Consider the following 16,360-nt stretch of genomic DNA (forward strand, 5'->3'; position numbering starts at 1 on the left):
ATCACTCAAGGCGAGACCATCACGACGTTCGTCTATGACGGGGATGGGGGCCGAGTGAAGAAGATCGTCGGCAGCACCACGACGCGCTATATCAGCAAGCTCTACGAGTGCGACAACACGAACTGCACGCGCTTTATCTGGACTGGGAGCACCCGCATTGCGACCATCGCCAGCAACGGTGCCGTTAACTACTGGCATGGAGATCATCTGGGCTCCAGCAGTGTGATTACCGACGCAGCGGGTAACAAGGTGCAGACGATCACCTACTACCCCTACGGCGGGACCAACAGGAACGAGAGTTCCAGCAACCCCGTCATTGATGTCCCCTACAAGTACACGGGCAAAGAACTCGATGTCAGCACCGGCCTCTATTACTACGAAGCCCGGTACTATGACCCGACGCTGGGCCGGTTCATCTCAGCGGATACCATCGTGCCGCATGCAAGCGATCCGCAAAGTTATAACCGGTACAGTTATGTGCGGAACAATCCACTGCTCTATATCGATCCGACCGGGCATAAATTCAAGTTCAGCAAGTTCCTCGGAAATCCCATCGTGCGCGGCGTTGGGTGGGCATTTGCGCCTGGCGCAATGGCATTTCTCGACAAAACCACGCGTCCTTACGCCATTGCAACTGCTGCAGTGGTAGCCTCGATCTATACAGGAGGAGCTGCGGCGCCGGCGTTTGCCAGCTTGACCGGTAGTGTATTCGCTGGAGCGGTGATTGGTGGCGCAGTCGGAGGAGCTGTCGGAGGCGTGGTCGGCTCTACTGGATCGGCATTGTCAGGCAATCACGTCAATTGGGGAACATCGATTCTTGCGGGAGCAGCTGGAGGAGCACTCGGAGGAGCAGTAGGATTGAGTCAGGATTCGTTTTTGACGTTAATGGGACGAGGTGTGACGGGAGGAGTGACCTCGGCCATTCGAGGAGGAAACTTTGGAATCGGCTTTGCCATTGGATTTGGAACAGCCACTGCCTTTGAGGCATACACTGCATTGACGGGATTTGCAGGGGTTAACCCAGGTCCAGGAACGGGCAATGAAGTGAAAGGGGTAGGTGACCCTTCCGCCAAACAGTTTTTGGATAATGTCGGAGTTTCAAACCCTACAGAGCAAGCTCTCCAAGCGGCACAGCAAAGTTTTTGTTGCAACGAAGGCTCAACGTTGATGAGAGCCGCAGGGATGCTTCCATTTGTGAACGCCATGGGGGGCGGACATGACTTTTTAACTGACTCAAGCCATCTCGGGATGAATGTTCTCACGAACATTCCCACAATGCTGCCCATGTATGGGTTGACGGTAGCGGCAGGAATTAACCAACTCACTGTTGATGGGCAAACGTTCTCGTTGACTGCCCCTTTGCTTACGCAGATAAGAGTCCGGTAAGTTAATGAGGGCTGATATGGAGAGAGCTGTTTGAGTATACTAAGTCTAGGTAAACATGTGGGGGTAGAATATATATCGTGGCTTGCGATAGTGAGCGGCTGTATATTTTTGTCAAGTTGCTACCCCTTGAGGGAGACATATTTTACGCCCACGGCTTCGACCGGGACAACTGTGCCGAACGAATGTCATCAACAATTGGGGCCTCGTGGAACAATCAACATTCAACTGGACAATATCAATATGGCCGCCAGCATGCGTCCGGGGTCAGATGGTCTATCGCTAATCGTCTACGGGATCAGAGGAAATGAGCTATCGTTTGGAGGTGGGCAGTTTGTCGTTAGCTCGAAAAGCGGTGCTCAGGCAATCGCGCCTAAGAGAGTTATTGAAACTGAACACCATGCAGACAGATTGAACAATACACGCGTTGTTCAATTTGAAGATGGTCTTAGGATGCTTTCCGGAAAAACCTACGATATTTTCTTCGACGGATTACCAACGAGGGATGATCAATTTACTTTTTCTATGCCTTCCTTGGTAATGAAAAGCAGAGAGATTACGATTCCGACTATTACTTTTACCAAAATCACAGAGTGGCGCATTAATATGGTGGCTCTGAACTGTTAGTGGAAGTAAATGGGCTGGGAGTCATTCCTGATCCCGCACGATGGCATGAGGCCGGGTCTCAGCTGGCGACTCGCGCGAAGATTCAAGTATCTGATTTTGCGTTAATATACTCACCGCTCCCTTCATCTATATTCAGGGCTGTGTCGGTGGCTGAGCGCACGTTGCCGAAGGAGCGGGGTGCCCGCCGAAGCTTGGCCGAGAAGAAATTCTAGCGGAGGACTCAAAAAGTCCGTCTCTTTGTTCGTCGTTCGTGAAGCGTATCTGGTGGGGGAGAAGAGCGTCTGGCGAATGGCTTATAGCTGATAGCAAAGACGCCCGCTCTCCATGTCTGACCATACGCTATTGGCTATATGCCATATGCTCTTTTCTTCCGACGCGATACGAACGGCGCAGGAATCTGGCGGACTTTTTCAGCAGCCTACTACTCGTTCGATTCGAGGCTCGACGGGGTCTTGTTCAGCACTGTCGCCGTGGCTCGCGAGAGGGCTTCGTCATAGGTATGGTCGAGGGTATAGACGCGGAATTGGACCAGGCGGGTGGGCAGCAGGTCGAGGAATTCCTCCAAGGGGTCGGTTGAAACGACTTTGGTGCTGGGGTCGTAGACGTAGAGGGGATTGCCGCGCCGGTCTTTCGGGTCAGGCCGAGGGTCAAGCGGCGCCATGTCGACGCGGAATTCCACTTTTTTCAGCTTCGCCGGTAATTCTTTTGTAATTTGCTCTTCGAAGTGCTTGTGGCTGGGAAAGTCCATGCCGCGCTCCTGGCCTTTTTCCTTGAGCACCGCGCTATAGGCCATCTTCCATTTGACGTCGCGCCCGAGAATCCTCTGCCATTCTGCACCCAGACGCCGCTCGGTGGCATGGCGCGAGGTCTTCCATCCCCGTACCTGTTCGAGCAGCGACCAATCCGTCAGCGCCAGGTATTCGCTCATCTTTTTGCGGGGATCGTGGGGAAAGAGGAGCTTCATGGTCTCGCCGAAGATGTCGCGGAGGTGGATGTCGATCGCGCGCGTAGTCCGGTGGTAGTAGACGTTGGAATAGAGATACATGCGGGTGTTGAGAAACATCTGCAGGGCCGGAAGGCCTGTCTTATGGATCGTGAATCCCTTGTCCGTGAGGATCGTGTAGTGGATGAGTCGGGAGAGATCGACCGGCCCCACTGCCACGCCGCACATATAGGAGTCGCGCAGGACATAGTCGAGGTTGTCTGCGGTATAGCTGCCGGAAATGACCGGCTGGAGCATGTTGATCCATCGGGGAATGCGGGAGTTGTCTTTGCCTTTTTCCTTGAGGATCACATGGGCGATCTGGTCGGGGTTGAGCTCCTCGCCTTTGTCGAAGGGGCCGGAGGGACTGCGTCTGATTTTACGGATGATGGGACCGAGATGGTCGCGGATAATGATCTGCCCGAGTTTTTCGTGACTGGCGCCGAAGGCGTGCAAATAGTTGTCGTCGAAGAAATGGCAGAAGGGGCCGTGGCCGATGTCGTGCGCGAGGGCGGTGACGCGAAGGAATTCTTCCACATAGTTCGCGGAGGGGATGTCTTTCACCGTTTTCTTGAGAAACGGATAGAGATGGCGCGCAAAACGGCCTGCCACATGCATCGTGCCGAGCGAATGGACGAAGCGAGTATGTTCCGCGGAGGGATAGACCCACCTGGCGCTCTGGAGCTGATAGATGTACCGGAGGCGCTGGACCCAGGGGGAGTCGATCAGGTCCTTTTCCGTCCGCTCGTGCTGGTCCGCAGCGGAGAAGGGCACGGTGAAGGAGACATATTGATGGATTGGATCGGCGATCAGCGCCGATCCATCGTAGGGAGCATTGGATTGATGACCGTCTGACATGAATCCGATCTTAGCGTACATCTTGAGGGGGCGGCAATGGCTTTGCCTGGTCCGGGGGATGAGGCTGCCGATGTTTGGTCAGGAAATAGTTGGCGAGCGGGTAGGTGAGCGCGGCACCGAGGAGACTCAGGACCAATCCTCCCAAAAAGAATGGCACGGCGTAGGGCATGACCTGTTCGTAGATCGCGCCGAAGCTCAGGTCATGCCAATCGAAAGCAGGGCCGTCCGATCTGCCGAGCAAGAGCGCGCCCACCCAATAGGTGGCGCCGAGGATCGGGACGATGGTCCAGGGATTATTGAGGGAGGCGCCGACCATGAGGGCAAGAAAGTTCAGACCCAGGGCCCAGGCGCAGAAGAGCACCATGACGGTGTGGAGGCCATAGGTTGGGGAAAAGGCGATGAAGACTCCCATGGCGAAGGCTAGCGCCGTTCGCTGCGGTGATTCCTTGAGATGGAGGACCCGTTTTATCAGCGATCGGAATGAGGGGAGCATAGCCATAGTTGCGGTGGATGCGCTGGTTATCTGAAATGCTCGTAACTGCTGTTCGGTAACGGACGTTTCGTCCCGTCCTGGTCGATCGCCTGGATGCCGTTGCGAGCCGGGCGAATGGCGCCGATGCAGGTCATGCGAAACTGGTGAAGCTTGGCGGCCCGCTCAACCTTGGCCTTGTGGTGCGGAGACAGGGTAAAGAGCAATTCATAATCTTCGCCTCCGGTCAGTGCCAGGGCCAATGGGTCGAGCTTCCTGGATGCCGCATAGGCGCGGCAGGCAGGAGAGAGCGGGAGCGAATTCAGATCGAGATCCATGCCGACATGGCTTTCTTCGCAAATATGGCGGAGATCGCCGGACAGGCCGTCCGACAGATCGATTGCAGCGGTTGCGACGCGATGGGTACTGAGCCATTGGCCTTCCGCGAGACGTGCTGTTGGATGCAGGTGCCTGTTGATCAGAAACTGTCTGTGTCTGGCCGAGAGCGCTGCCGTGCGGGGGCGGCGTGTCTTGCCGGGTTGTTCGTTCAAGAGCATCAATCCTGCTAAGGCATCGCCGATCGTGCCGGTCACGTAGAGCAGATCTCCAACTTGCGCGCCGCTTCGGAGCAGAGCCTTGCGGGGCGGGACCATTCCGACCAGCGTGATGTTGATAAACCATCCGTTGGCTGAGGCAGAAGTATCCCCGCCGATGAGTGTGACGTGATGCGGGCGGCAGGCTGTCATCATGCCCTTGTAGAGTTGAAGCACATGTTGTTTGGCGCCGGTGCGGGGAATGGCCAGGGACACGAGCAGATACTGAGGCGTCCCTCCCATTGCCGCAATGTCGCTGAGATTGGCCACTGCGGCGCGGAAGCCGATATCGGTCATCGTGGCGGTTCGGAGATCGAAATGGATGCCCTCTGCTAACAGGTCGGTGGTTAGGAGGCTCCATTTGCCGGCTCCTGAGGTCACGATGGCCGCATCGTCGCCGATCCCTCGAATCACCGAGGGATCGTTGCGATTATATTGTTGCTGGAGCGTGCGAATGAGATCGAATTCGTGAATCGCGCTGCGGGACTTCGAACGGGCTGTGGGCGCCATGTTAGCGGGGCGTCGAGGCCCTGGTGGTTGCCTGTGCCGGCTGTGAGCGAGAGGCCCGCCCAATCTTTGCGCGGGCAGTCTGTTTCTTCTGTGGCAGTTGCGTCTTGTGGGGCTTGCCGGCTGGCCTGGGCTTCGGGCCCCGTCGGAGCGCCACCTTCATCACATCGTCCATCGTGTCCGCAAAGACGAGGTGAATACCCTTTAAGATGTGTTTGGGAATCTCGTCGAGGTCCTTCTTGTTCCGCTTCGGCAGGATCACGGTGGTGAGCTTGGCCCGTTTTGCCGCCAACAGTTTTTCCTTCAATCCCCCGATGGGGAGCACCCGGCCCCGGAGCGTGATCTCGCCGGTCATCGCCAAGTCGCGGCGCACCGGGATCTGTGACAGGGTCGAGGCAATGGCCGTGGCCATGGTAATGCCGGCGGAGGGTCCGTCCTTGGGAATGGCTCCGGCCGGCACATGGATATGGAGATCCTGTGTGGTGAAGACATCGGGATTGATGCCGAGGGTGCGTTCGCGCGACCGGACATAGCTCAAGGCGGCCTGCGCCGATTCCTTCATCACGTCGCCCAGCTGGCCTGTGAGGGTCAATTGTCCCTTGCCCTTCATGGCCGTGGCTTCGATATAGAGCACGTCGCCGCCTGACTCAGTCCAGGCCAACCCTGTGGCTACGCCGATTTCGTCTATCTGTAATTCCTCTTCCGGCACGAACTTGGGGACCCCGAGATATTTGTGCAGGTTGGCCGGATTGACGGGGAATCCGACGCCTTTGCCCTCCGCCACTTTTTTGGCGACTTTGCGCATGACATTGGCGATTTCTCGTTCGAGGTTCCGGACGCCGGCTTCACGCGTATAGTTGCTGATGATTTGGCGCACGGCCGGTTCGGTGATACGGACATGTTTCTCGGTGATGCCATGTTCGTTCAGTTGCCGGGGGACCAGGTATTTCTGGGCGATGCCCAACTTTTCTTCTTCGGTATAGCCGGGGATGCTGATGACTTCCATCCGGTCGCGCAGGGCCGGCAGGATGGGGTCGATCAGGTTCGCCGTGGCAATGAAGAGCACGTCGGTCAGGTCGAAGGGCACGCCCAGGTAATGGTCCGTGAACGAGTTGTTCTGTTCCGGGTCGAGCACTTCGAGCAGGGCCGCGGAGGGGTCGCCGCGAAAATCCATGCCGACCTTGTCGACTTCGTCCAGCATGAAGACCGGATTGTTGGTGCCGGCTTGTTTCATGCCTTGAATGATGCGGCCTGGAAGCGCGCCGACATAGGTGCGGCGATGGCCGCGGATTTCGGCTTCGTCGCGGACGCCGCCGAGACTAATGCGCACGAACTCGCGGCCGAGCGCGCGGGCGATCGATTTGCCGAGCGAAGTCTTGCCGACGCCGGGCGGTCCGACGAAGCAGAGGATCGGGCCCTTCATTTTGTCTTTGAGTTTCCGCACGGCCAGATATTCGAGGATGCGCTCCTTCACCTTCTCCAGATCGTAGTGGTCCTCGTTGAGGACTTTGGAGGCGGCCTTGAGGTCGAGGTTGTCCTTCGACCGTTTGGACCAGGGCAGTTCCACGATCCACTCGATGTAGGTCCGGACGGTCGCGGATTCAGCGGTGTCCGGGTGCATTTTCTCCAGGCGCTTGAGCTGCTTTTCCGTTTCTTTCAGTACTTTTTCCGGCATCTTCAATTCGGCGATCCGCTTGCGGAACTCGGTGATTTCCTCCGCCCGCTCGTCGAGCTCGCCCAGTTCTTTTTGAATGGCTTTGAGTTGCTCGCGCAGGAAGTATTCGCGCTGGGTCTTGTCCATCTCCCCTTTGGCCTGCGCTTGAATCTTCTGCTGCATGGAGAGGACTTCGATCTCTTTGCCGAGGATGTCGCTGACATGCCGGAGGCGCTTGATCGGGTCGATGATTTCCAGGACAGCCTGAGTGATCTCGACTTTGAGCCCGAGGTTGGAGGCCACCATATCGGCGAGCCGGCCAGGGTCTTCGAGGTTTTCGATGACGACCATCACGTCCGGGATCAGGACCTTCCCGAGGCTCACGAGCCGTTCGATCTGTTCCTTTACTGTCCGCATGGTGGCTTCGGTTTCGAGGGCGGCGCCGACCGGCTTCTGTTCGGGGAACTTGCTGATCCGCACGGAGTAGTAGGGCTCTGTCTGGATATAGCCCGTGATCTTGGCTTTCGAGATCCCCTGCACGAGCACCTTGATGCGTTCGTCCGGCAGTTTCAGCATCCGCATGATGATGCCGACCGTGCCGACGGTATGGATGTCGTCCGCCGTCGGATTTTCGACGTCCAGGGCCTTTTGCGTGGCGAGAAATATCATGCGGTTGCCGGCTAAGGCGGCTTCAATCGCTTTGATCGACATGTCCCGCCCGACGAACAGGGGGAGGACCATATAGGGGAAGACTACGATGTCCCGGACCGGCAACAGGGGAAGGTGGTCCGGGATTTCAGCGTTTTGCGGTGGCTGTAAGTCTTGTTCGATCGAGTCGTTCATCTGTGTGGTCCCAGTGTTGTGTGCAGTCGTGAATGAGCGGCGCGGCGCCTAGGTTTTTCGTGATCGTGTCGTGCCGCGCTTCTTGAGAGACGTCAGGCGATTTCGCAGATACTCGCCGAAGTCCGGTCCCAGGGAGGGATTCTTGAGTGCGAACTCGACTGTGGCAATGAGAAACCCCAACTTGTCCCCTGCGTCGTACCGTTGTCCCTGGATCTCCAGAGCATACATCGGGAATTTCTTGGCCAATTCCCGGAGGGCGTCGGTTAATTGGATTTCGCCGTTTTTGCCGGGCGTGGTCTTTCGCAGGATGGAGAAAATCTCCGGCGGCAGGACGTAGCGGCCGATGACAGCGAGATTCGAAGGGGCTTCGTCCGGCGACGGCTTTTCAATGAGGCCCTCGACCCGATGGACTCCCGCGGCAATGGTTCGGGGCGACACAATTCCATAGCGGTTGACTTCGTGGTGGGGCACTTCCTGCACGCCGAGGATCGCGCCCTGTCGTTTTTTGTAGGCATGAATGAGTTGCGCGAGGCCTGGCACGGGGGCATCGATGATTTCGTCGCCGAGAATGACGGCAAAGGGTTCGTCGCCGATTAGCCGTTGGGCGCAGAGGACCGCATGGCCGAGTCCCAATGCTTCCGGCTGACGGACGTAACAGAAGTTCGCGAGGGTGGAGATATGCCGCATCTGGCTCAGGAGCTGCGCTTTGCCGCTGCCCTTGAGGTTTTCTTCCAGTTCGACGGAGCGGTCGAAATGGTCTTCGATCGCGCGTTTGCCGCGCCCCGTGATGATGATGATGTCTTCGATCCCGGAGGCGACCGCTTCTTCCACCGCATATTGAATGAGCGGTTTATCGACCAGCGGCAGCATTTCTTTGGGAGATGCTTTCGTCGCGGGAAGGAAGCGCGTACCCAGGCCTGCGGCGGGAATCACGGCTTTGCGGACTTCGACGCGTGACATGAATCGATACTATGTGATGGGGTAGGGGATGTCAAGGAATGCAGGAGCGCAGGTGGTCTGCTTTACATTCAAATACTTGCCCAATATAATCCGGCAGTTTCGCACGCATGTTGCGGTGAGGGAGGGGTTTGCGCGGAGCTCGCAGAACTCTCGCGCCTATGAAGGCCGTGCTGACACCAGCGTCGGTTCATGACTGTGCAGTCACGGCTAAATTTAGGATTATCCATGATGTCATTATTATCGTTCTCTATCTCCGGGGCTCAGATCCGATGAGGATGACGTACGGCTCCTCAGGGCCTCGGTGGTTCCTCGTTTTATTACTCGTCACCTTGTCCTGCGGGGCGCTGCCGTTGTTTGCGGTCGCAGCGGAACAGGCCGGAGTGAAAGTCACGACGATCGAGATCCGGGGCAACAAGCGGATCGAGTTGCCGGCGATTGCCGGACGGTTGACCTTGAAGCCGGGCGACCCCTACACCCCTGAAAATGTCCGGGGCCAAATCAAAATTCTCTACGAGACAGGGTTCTTCGAAGACGTGCAGCTGGAGACGGAGCCGGGAGCGGGCGGGGTGGCTCTGGCCTTTCTGGTCCGCGAGAAACCGTTTATCACCGAGATCGTCTTCGACGGGAATCAAGAGCTGAGCGACGACAAGCTCAAAGAAAAGATCACGATCAAGAGCCAAGCCTTTCTCGATCAGCCGCAGGCCAAGGAAAGCGCGGAGAAGATTCGTTTGGCCTATCAGGAGGACGGCTACTTCGATTGCCATGTGACCCCGATCGTGCAAACCTTGGACGAGGATCGGAAGCGACTGACGTTTTTCGTGAAAGAAGGAACCAAGGCGCGCGTCAAAAAGGTCAACTTTGACGGCCTGTTCGCGGCGACGAAAGACGAGCTGTTCAAGGTGATGGCGACGCGGGAATGGGTGCCCTGGCACGGTCCGTTCACACAGCTGAAGTTGCCGTCGCTGCTTTCGGATGCCGGCGTGTTGAAGCGGGAGGAAATGAATAACGACGCCGAGCGGATCAAAGAGATCTTGCTCAACAAAGGCTATCTGAACATCCAGGTCGGGTTGCCGACGGTGGAGCTCAGCGAGGACAAGAAATGGTTCGTCGTGACCTACACGGTGATGGAGGGGGAGCCGTTCACCGTGGCCGAAGTCGGGTTCCGCGGGAATACGGTGTTCGAAGATCCGGAGCTGCGCGAGGGGCTCAAGATTAAGGACGGGGAGATCTTTCAGCGGCAGAAAATTCGTGACGAGATTACCCGGTTGAACGATCTCTATGGAGGCAAAGGCTATGCCTTTGCCGATGTCTCGCCTGCAGTGACGCCGAATCCGGAGGACCGGACCGCCACCATCACCCTGACCATCAAGGAGGGGGAGATGATGCGGATCCGTCAGATCAACATCAATGGGAACGACAAGACCAAAGATAATGTGATTCGCCGGGAAGTCCGCGTCGATGAACAGGACGTGATCGATACCCCCGCGCTGAAGCGGAGCTTTCAGCGGCTCAACAACTTGAATTTCTTCGAGACAGTGGAAATCCTTCCTGCGCAGGTCGGTCCTGATAAGGTGGATCTCAATGTTCGTGTGAAAGAAAAGCCGACCGGCCAATTCAGTATCGGAGGTGGATTCAGCACCTTGGACAAGTTGGTCGCGATTGCCGATATTACGGAGGGGAACCTCGGCGGGAATGGCTGGATGGGACGAATCCGCGGTCAGTTGGGACAGCAGCGGACATTAGGGTTGATCACATTTCGCAATCCCTATCTGAACGATTCCTTGACGTCGATGCAGCTGGACGTTTACCGCAGTATGACCAACTACATGACCTATTTTGAGAAAAAGTCCGGCGCCAGCGTGACGTTTTCTCGATGGCTCTCTGAGTACGCCACAGGCAGTGTGAGCTTGTTTGCGGAGCAGTTGAATTTCAGCGATCCGCAAGAGGGGATTTGCCCGGATGTATTTCCTATGGTCTGCCGCCAGCTCGGAAGTCAGACGACGACCGGGTTCCGGACCTCGCTGGCTCGCGACACTAGGGACTATTATTTGGATCCCCGCACCGGTTGGCGCACCTCCGTCGGCTTCGATTTGGGCACGCCCTATTTGGGGGGATCCAACGATTTTTATAAATATACCCTGGATGTCATCAAGTACACCCCGCTCCCGTTTGATACGCGGTTCTCAATCCATGCGCGCTACGGTGCGGCAGAGGGCATCAATGGGAAGGCAATTCCTCTGACCGAACGGTATTTTGTTGGAGGTATTAATACCATGCGCGGGTTCGTGTTCGGGCAGGCGGGACCTGTGACCACCGGTCGGACGTTGCTTGGCGCGACCAAAGAGCTGATTTTTAATAATGATTTCATCTTTACGATTTCCTCCGATGCGAAGTTGAACGGGGTGATCTTCTTCGACTATGGAAAGGGCTTCGACGACAACGAGTCCGTGTCGTTTAAGTTGCGGAAAACGGCAGGCATCGAAGGGCGATGGATTTCACCGTTCGGCCCCTTGCGGGCGGCCTATGGGCTCAATTTGAGCCCGCGTGAAGGTGAGCGAGAAGGGGTGTTCGAGTTTACGATGGGCTCTCTGTTCTAGCAGGCCCGGGGGAAATCGGTTGATATGGAAAGCGTGGCTAAAATTTTCCGTATGGTGCCGGGGCCTGAATAATCGCAGGATGCTCAAAAAGGCTGTCCAGCAAGGCCGCAGCAAGCGAAGAGGCGAGGCGTACGCTTCGGTACGTTGAGTCTCTGAGTGACGCGAGAACGCCGCTGGCGGACTTTTTCAGCATCCAAGGGGGACCAGTGTATGACCATGTGTGAGAGGTATGGGGTGTAATGCGAGCTGATCATGTATTCAAAACCGTGCTGTCCCGGTCCTGCCTTGTCATGGGTCTCATTGTGATGGCCGGCTGTGCTGCAGGCGGGGCGAAGGTCGAGGGGACCGTGGGAGTCGTCGATCCGGCTCGTCTCCTGAGTGAGACGAGCGCCGGCAAAAAGGCCAAGGAGTCCTTGGGCGCGTTCTCCAAGAATCGTCAGGCCCTGATCGAGATAGAGGAAAAAGAGCTCCGCCGGATGGAAGAAGATTTTGGGAGGCAGGCCAGCGTGTTGAGTGCGCCTGCGAAACGTGAGCGTGAAGAACTATTCCGGCGCCGGATGGCGGAGTACCAGCAGAAAGCGGGCGAAATGAACCGGGAGGTTCAGGAGAAGCAAAAAGACGTGCTTGAAGGGTTCCGTGAGAAGGTGGAGCTGGTCGTGGGGAAAGTGTCGAAGCGTCTCGGGTTGCAAATCGTTATGGATAAGGGGAAGGGCGGCCCTACCTTATACAGCGAGGAGGGGCTCGACATCACCGGTCACGTGATCGAGGAATTTAACCGTGAATATCCCTAGCCGGTAGAGATGCTGAGAGACCATAATTGAAGCGGGCGCTCGGATCTGGCGGGTGAGGTGAGCGACGGTTTCAGTGTCCGGCCAAGTGTGAAATAGGATGTGGTGCTGGTAAAGAGGAGGAGGACTCGATGGAACGAACGAGAGCGGCCTGTGTGATCGGTACCGTGGGATTGTGGCTGGCAATGGTTGTGCCGGGGCTGTCGGCTGAGACCTTCAAAGTCGGGGTGATGGATCAGCAAGTGGTGATCGAGCAGTCGAAGACCGGCAAACGGGCGTTGGAAGAGCTCAAGGCCTATTCCTCGACCAGGCAGAAGATCATCAATGCCGACGACCTGGAGTTGAAGGAATTGGAACAGAAGATCCAGGACGGGAAGTTGACTGATAGCGCGAGGCAGGAGAAACAAAATCAGTTCCAGTCCAAGCTGGAGGCCTACCAGCGACGGCTAGGAGATTTCAACCGCGAGATCCAGCAGAAACAACGTGAGATGGTGGCGGAGTACTCGAAGAAAGTGCATGCAGCGGCGCAAGTCGTGGCGGAAAAGAACGGCTATGTCGCGATCCTTGATAAGGGGAGCGAGGCGGCGATCAAGATTGTCCTCTATCATCAGCCTGCGTTGGATGTGACCGATCAGCTGGTGAAGGAGTTTGATCGACAGAATAAGTAGAAGAGAAGGGGATGGAGGCTGATGATCTTCTGTGCTCGCGCAACGCGCGGCCTCAGAAGGCCCTCGTTGGACGCGCACAATCGAGGATCGATCAGGCTGCCCTTGAACGCGAAGTGTGGGATTGGGATGACGCGTGCAGTGGAAGATCAGTCAGCCCCCATCCCTAAAAAGATCACGAGCAAGCTCGGAAGGGTCATGTGACGTCTTGCCAATCTTGCCAATGAGGAGGTTCTGCCGATGTCCGTGATGGAACAAGCCGAAATTCAAGCCCTCTTACCTCACCGGTATCCCTTTCTTCTGGTCGATCGCGTGCAGGAGTTGGATCCAGACAAGCGGATCGTCGGGATCAAGAACGTGACGATCAATGAACCCTTCTTTCAAGGGCATTTCCCCGGACGCCCGGTCATGCCGGGGGTGTTGATTCTTGAAGCCATGGCGCAAGTCGGTGCGCTGCTGGCGTTTAAGTCGATGGGAAATGCGACGCGTCCGGTCGTGTATCTGACCGGTATCGATGGCGCGAAGTTTCGAAAGCCGGTCGTGCCCGGTGATCGATTACGGTTTGAGATCGATGTCGTGAAGAAGCGGGCGCCATTTTGGAAGATGCAGGGCAAGGCTTTTGTCGAGGATGAACTGGTTTGTGAGGCCGAAGTGACGGCTATGGTGACAGAAGAAAAGACCGTGAAGAGTGATGCGTGACGACGGTTGACGGGAAAGCGGTCATCCTAAGCTCATCACCCATCACTGGAGGTTAAGCGTGCAGATTCATGCGAGTGCGGTCATTCACCCCAAAGCCACATTGGCCGACGATGCTGTCGTGGGCCCATTTTGTGTCGTCGGCGAACATGTGACGATCGGGCCAGGGACTCGTCTTGTCTCCCATGTCGCCGTCGATGGCTGGACGGAGATCGGCGCGCGGTGCGAGCTGCATCCCTTCGTCTCGATCGGCGCCCCGCCCCAACATCTCAATTACAAGGGCGAGCCGACTAAGGTGGTGATCGGCGATGACAATATTTTTCGGGAATATGTCACGGTCAACCGCGCGACGGTGCAAGGCGGCGGGACGACCAGCATCGGTTCCAAGAACTTCTTGATGGCCTATGTTCACGTTGCCCATGACTGTTATCTCGGCAGCCATATCGTCATGGCCAATGCCTCCAGTTTAGCCGGCCATATCACCATCGGCGACCATGCCATCATCGGGGGATTGACCGGGATCCATCAACATGTGCGAATCGGGCCCTATTCCATGGTCGGCGGCTGTTGCGCCCTCGGGCAGGACCTTCCGCCTTTCATGCGGGCGGCTGGTGGCTATCGCGCGAGAATGTATGGCCTGAACTCGGTGGGGTTGCGCCGGCAGGGGTTTTCGAACGATCGAATCTCGGTGCTGAGGCGGGCCTACGATATGATCTTCCGCTCGGGGCATCGCACCGCGGAAGCAGCCAAGCTGGCGAAGATTGAGTTTGCTGACCAACCAGATGTCATGACGGTTGTGGCATTTCTGGAGGGGACGAAACGGGGTATTTGCCGCTCGGTCGGCAAAGATCAAGAGAATGAGGAGTAGCGAGTGGCATTACTGCCTCAGGTTGTCGATGGTGAGAGGATCGGTCTGATCGCCGGCAACGGCCGGTTTCCGATCATTTTCGCGGACAATGCCAGGAAACTCGGTTATCACGTGTCGGCCGTGGCGCATGAGGGCGAGACGGAACCGGAGTTGGCTAGCCATGTGGATCGGATTCATTGGGTCAAGATCGGCCAGCTCAACAAGCTGATCAAGGCCTTCAAGGAAGATGGCGTCCATCAGGCCGTGATGCTGGGCGGGATCAAGAAGACCCATGTCTTTACCACCCTGCGCCCGGATTTTCGCACCCTGGCGTTGGCGACGAGGTTGGCGCTCTGGAAAGACGACGATATTCTGCGCGAACTGGCAAAGGAGCTTGAGCAGGAAGGGATCGTTATCTGCGAATCGACCTTCGGGCTTGAGGGGATTCTCGTAGAAGAAGGACCGCTGACGGCGCGCACTCCCTCGGAGAAAGAGTGGGAGGACATCCGGTACGGGTGGGACGTGGCAGAGGCCATCGGGCGTCTGGATATCGGGCAGTGCGTCGTGATCAAAGATCGCGTGGTCGTGGCGGTCGAAGCGGTCGAAGGCACTGACGAAGCTATTAAGCGCGGCGGCGATTTGGCCAAGGACGGGGCGGTGGTGGTCAAGCGGTCGAAGCCGCAGCAGGACATGCGATTCGATCTCCCGGCCGTGGGGCCCCGGACCATCGAGGTGATGGCGTCGGTCAAGGCCTCTGTGCTGGCCATCGAAGCAGGACGGACAATTCTGTTGGATCGCGAGATCATGCTGGAGAAGGCCAAGTCCGCCCGCATCGCCATTGTCGGGATCGCAAAACTCGAACCGATCGTGACATGAGCCTCAACCTATGACAACGTTTAGGGCAGGCGTCATCGGCGTCGGACATCTGGGGCAGCACCATGCGCGCCTCTATGCCTCCTTGCCAGGGGCGCAGCTCGTCGGGGTATCGGACCAGTCGATCGAGCGAGCGAAAGTCGTCGCAGACCGGCACGGGGTACGGGTTTTTCATACGGTTGATGAACTATTGCAGCAGGTCGATATCGTGAGTGTGGCTGTGCCCACATCCGGCCACTATGCCGTTGCCAAGGCCTGCCTCTTAGCTGGCAAACATGTCCTGGTCGAAAAGCCGCTTGCCGTCACGCCGGCAGAGGCGCAGGAGTTGGTGCAGCTGGCCAAGCAGAGGGACTGTTGCCTGCAAGTAGGCCATAGCGAACGGTTCAATCCGATCATGGCGCTGATGCGACCCCATATCGGGCGGCCTGTGTTTATCGAATGTCATCGTCTCAGCAGCTTCAGTGAACGGGGCACGGATGTGGATGTGGTCTTAGACCTAATGATCCATGATTTGGACCTCGTGCTCTCCTTGAACCCCGGTCCCGTTGAAGAAGTGCGGGCCGCGGGGGTGACAGTCTTGTCCTCCTCGATCGATATCGCCAACGCCCGCATTCAGTTCACGAGCGGCTGCGTGGCCAATCTGACCTCCAGCCGCGTGTCGATGACGAAGATGCGCCGGTTGCGTCTCTTCCAAAAAGACAGTTACGTCTCGATCGATTTCCAGACACGCCACGGTACGATCTCTCGCCGTCAAGTCAAGGCGGGGGAGAAGCCGACGGTCGAGGTTGAGCAGTTGCAAGGGGGAGATGAAGAACCGTTGAAGCTGCAACTGGCATCGTTTCTTCATGCAGCCAGCACCGGCACGAGGCCGGTGGTGTCGGGCGAGGATGGCGCGGCAGCCGTGGAGGTCGCGCATCAAGTCTTGCAGGCCATTGAAGCCTTTGCGGCCCGTCATGAAGAAGGGATAGCGGGATAGTCGGGATATAGGGGTAACGGGAGCAAGCCACAGAGTCTTACC

At 57.1% G+C, this 16,360-nt stretch carries 14 protein-coding genes; 9 read left to right on the forward strand and 5 right to left on the reverse strand.

The features are described 5' to 3' along the window. Positions 1–1,386, forward strand: a 1,386-nt coding sequence (locus NT179_09330; protein MCX5722216.1) for an RHS repeat-associated core domain-containing protein, incomplete at its 5' end; no start/stop codon positions are given. Between the two features lie 171 nt (positions 1,387–1,557). Next, positions 1,558–2,010 (forward strand): hypothetical protein, encoded by a 453-nt coding sequence (locus NT179_09335; GenBank protein MCX5722217.1) that lies wholly within the window; start codon positions 1,558–1,560, stop codon positions 2,008–2,010. Positions 2,011–2,431: 421 nt separating this feature from the next. On the opposite strand, the gene NT179_09340 is transcribed toward NT179_09335, so the two are convergent. From NT179_09340 to galU, 5 genes are read right to left on the reverse strand one after another with little or no spacing between them, the layout of a single operon-like run. Next, a complete protein-coding gene (locus NT179_09340; protein ID MCX5722218.1) occupies positions 2,432–3,850 on the reverse strand; it encodes an HD domain-containing protein in 1,419 nt (472 codons plus the stop codon). 10 nt (positions 3,851–3,860) lie between these two features. Next, positions 3,861–4,349, reverse strand: coding sequence for a DUF2062 domain-containing protein (locus NT179_09345; GenBank protein MCX5722219.1), 489 nt, complete (start codon positions 4,347–4,349; stop codon positions 3,861–3,863). Between the two features lie 20 nt (positions 4,350–4,369). After that, positions 4,370–5,422: a thiamine-phosphate kinase gene (gene thiL, locus NT179_09350; protein MCX5722220.1), complete on the reverse strand. Its 1,053-nt coding sequence runs from the start codon at positions 5,420–5,422 to the stop codon at positions 4,370–4,372. A gap of 1 nt (position 5,423) precedes the next feature. Then, positions 5,424–7,916, reverse strand: coding sequence for an endopeptidase La (gene lon / locus NT179_09355; GenBank protein MCX5722221.1), 2,493 nt, complete (start codon positions 7,914–7,916; stop codon positions 5,424–5,426). A gap of 48 nt (positions 7,917–7,964) precedes the next feature. Then, the gene (gene galU, locus NT179_09360) at positions 7,965–8,876 is read right to left on the reverse strand and encodes a UTP--glucose-1-phosphate uridylyltransferase GalU (GenBank protein ID MCX5722222.1); all 912 of its coding nucleotides are present in this window, start codon (positions 8,874–8,876) and stop codon (positions 7,965–7,967) included. A gap of 275 nt (positions 8,877–9,151) precedes the next feature. Here galU and bamA point away from each other — a divergent pair, with 275 nt between their 5' ends. From bamA to NT179_09395, 7 genes are all read left to right on the forward strand, one after another. Next, positions 9,152–11,473: an outer membrane protein assembly factor BamA gene (bamA, locus tag NT179_09365; GenBank protein ID MCX5722223.1), complete on the forward strand. Its 2,322-nt coding sequence runs from the start codon at positions 9,152–9,154 to the stop codon at positions 11,471–11,473. Between the two features lie 239 nt (positions 11,474–11,712). Continuing rightward, a complete protein-coding gene (locus NT179_09370; protein MCX5722224.1) occupies positions 11,713–12,264 on the forward strand; it encodes an OmpH family outer membrane protein in 552 nt (183 codons plus the stop codon). A gap of 128 nt (positions 12,265–12,392) precedes the next feature. Next, positions 12,393–12,929: an OmpH family outer membrane protein gene (locus NT179_09375; GenBank protein MCX5722225.1), complete on the forward strand. Its 537-nt coding sequence runs from the start codon at positions 12,393–12,395 to the stop codon at positions 12,927–12,929. A 237-nt stretch (positions 12,930–13,166) separates the two neighbouring features. Next, the gene (gene fabZ / locus NT179_09380; GenBank protein MCX5722226.1) at positions 13,167–13,625 is read left to right on the forward strand and encodes a 3-hydroxyacyl-ACP dehydratase FabZ; all 459 of its coding nucleotides are present in this window, start codon (positions 13,167–13,169) and stop codon (positions 13,623–13,625) included. 58 nt (positions 13,626–13,683) lie between these two features. After that, positions 13,684–14,490 (forward strand): acyl-ACP--UDP-N-acetylglucosamine O-acyltransferase, encoded by an 807-nt coding sequence (lpxA, locus tag NT179_09385; GenBank protein MCX5722227.1) that lies wholly within the window; start codon positions 13,684–13,686, stop codon positions 14,488–14,490. 3 nt (positions 14,491–14,493) lie between these two features. Next, positions 14,494–15,345 (forward strand): UDP-2,3-diacylglucosamine diphosphatase LpxI, encoded by an 852-nt coding sequence (lpxI, locus tag NT179_09390; protein MCX5722228.1) that lies wholly within the window; start codon positions 14,494–14,496, stop codon positions 15,343–15,345. A gap of 10 nt (positions 15,346–15,355) precedes the next feature. Continuing rightward, positions 15,356–16,318, forward strand: a complete 963-nt coding sequence (locus NT179_09395; protein ID MCX5722229.1) for a Gfo/Idh/MocA family oxidoreductase — start codon at positions 15,356–15,358, stop codon at positions 16,316–16,318. Positions 16,319–16,360: the final 42 nt, after the last annotated feature.

This window comes from Nitrospirota bacterium (genome assembly GCA_026387665.1).
Lineage (GTDB): Bacteria > Nitrospirota > Nitrospiria > Nitrospirales > Nitrospiraceae > Palsa-1315.

Bases quoted from the DNA above. Each gene is read 5' to 3' on its own strand.
- NT179_09340 (MCX5722218.1), bottom strand. From the start codon at position 3,850: ATGTCAGACGGTCATCAATCCAATGCTCCCTACGATGGATCGGCGCTG.
- galU (MCX5722222.1), bottom strand. From the start codon at position 8,876: ATGTCACGCGTCGAAGTCCGCAAAGCCGTGATTCCCGCCGCAGGCCTG.
- lon (MCX5722221.1), bottom strand. From the start codon at position 7,916: ATGAACGACTCGATCGAACAAGACTTACAGCCACCGCAAAACGCTGAA.
- NT179_09345 (MCX5722219.1), bottom strand. From the start codon at position 4,349: ATGGCTATGCTCCCCTCATTCCGATCGCTGATAAAACGGGTCCTCCAT.
- NT179_09395 (MCX5722229.1), top strand. From the start codon at position 15,356: ATGACAACGTTTAGGGCAGGCGTCATCGGCGTCGGACATCTGGGGCAG.
- fabZ (MCX5722226.1), top strand. From the start codon at position 13,167: ATGTCCGTGATGGAACAAGCCGAAATTCAAGCCCTCTTACCTCACCGG.
- thiL (MCX5722220.1), bottom strand. From the start codon at position 5,422: ATGGCGCCCACAGCCCGTTCGAAGTCCCGCAGCGCGATTCACGAATTC.
- NT179_09375 (MCX5722225.1), top strand. From the start codon at position 12,393: ATGGAACGAACGAGAGCGGCCTGTGTGATCGGTACCGTGGGATTGTGG.
- NT179_09370 (MCX5722224.1), top strand. From the start codon at position 11,713: ATGCGAGCTGATCATGTATTCAAAACCGTGCTGTCCCGGTCCTGCCTT.
- bamA (MCX5722223.1), top strand. From the start codon at position 9,152: ATGACGTACGGCTCCTCAGGGCCTCGGTGGTTCCTCGTTTTATTACTC.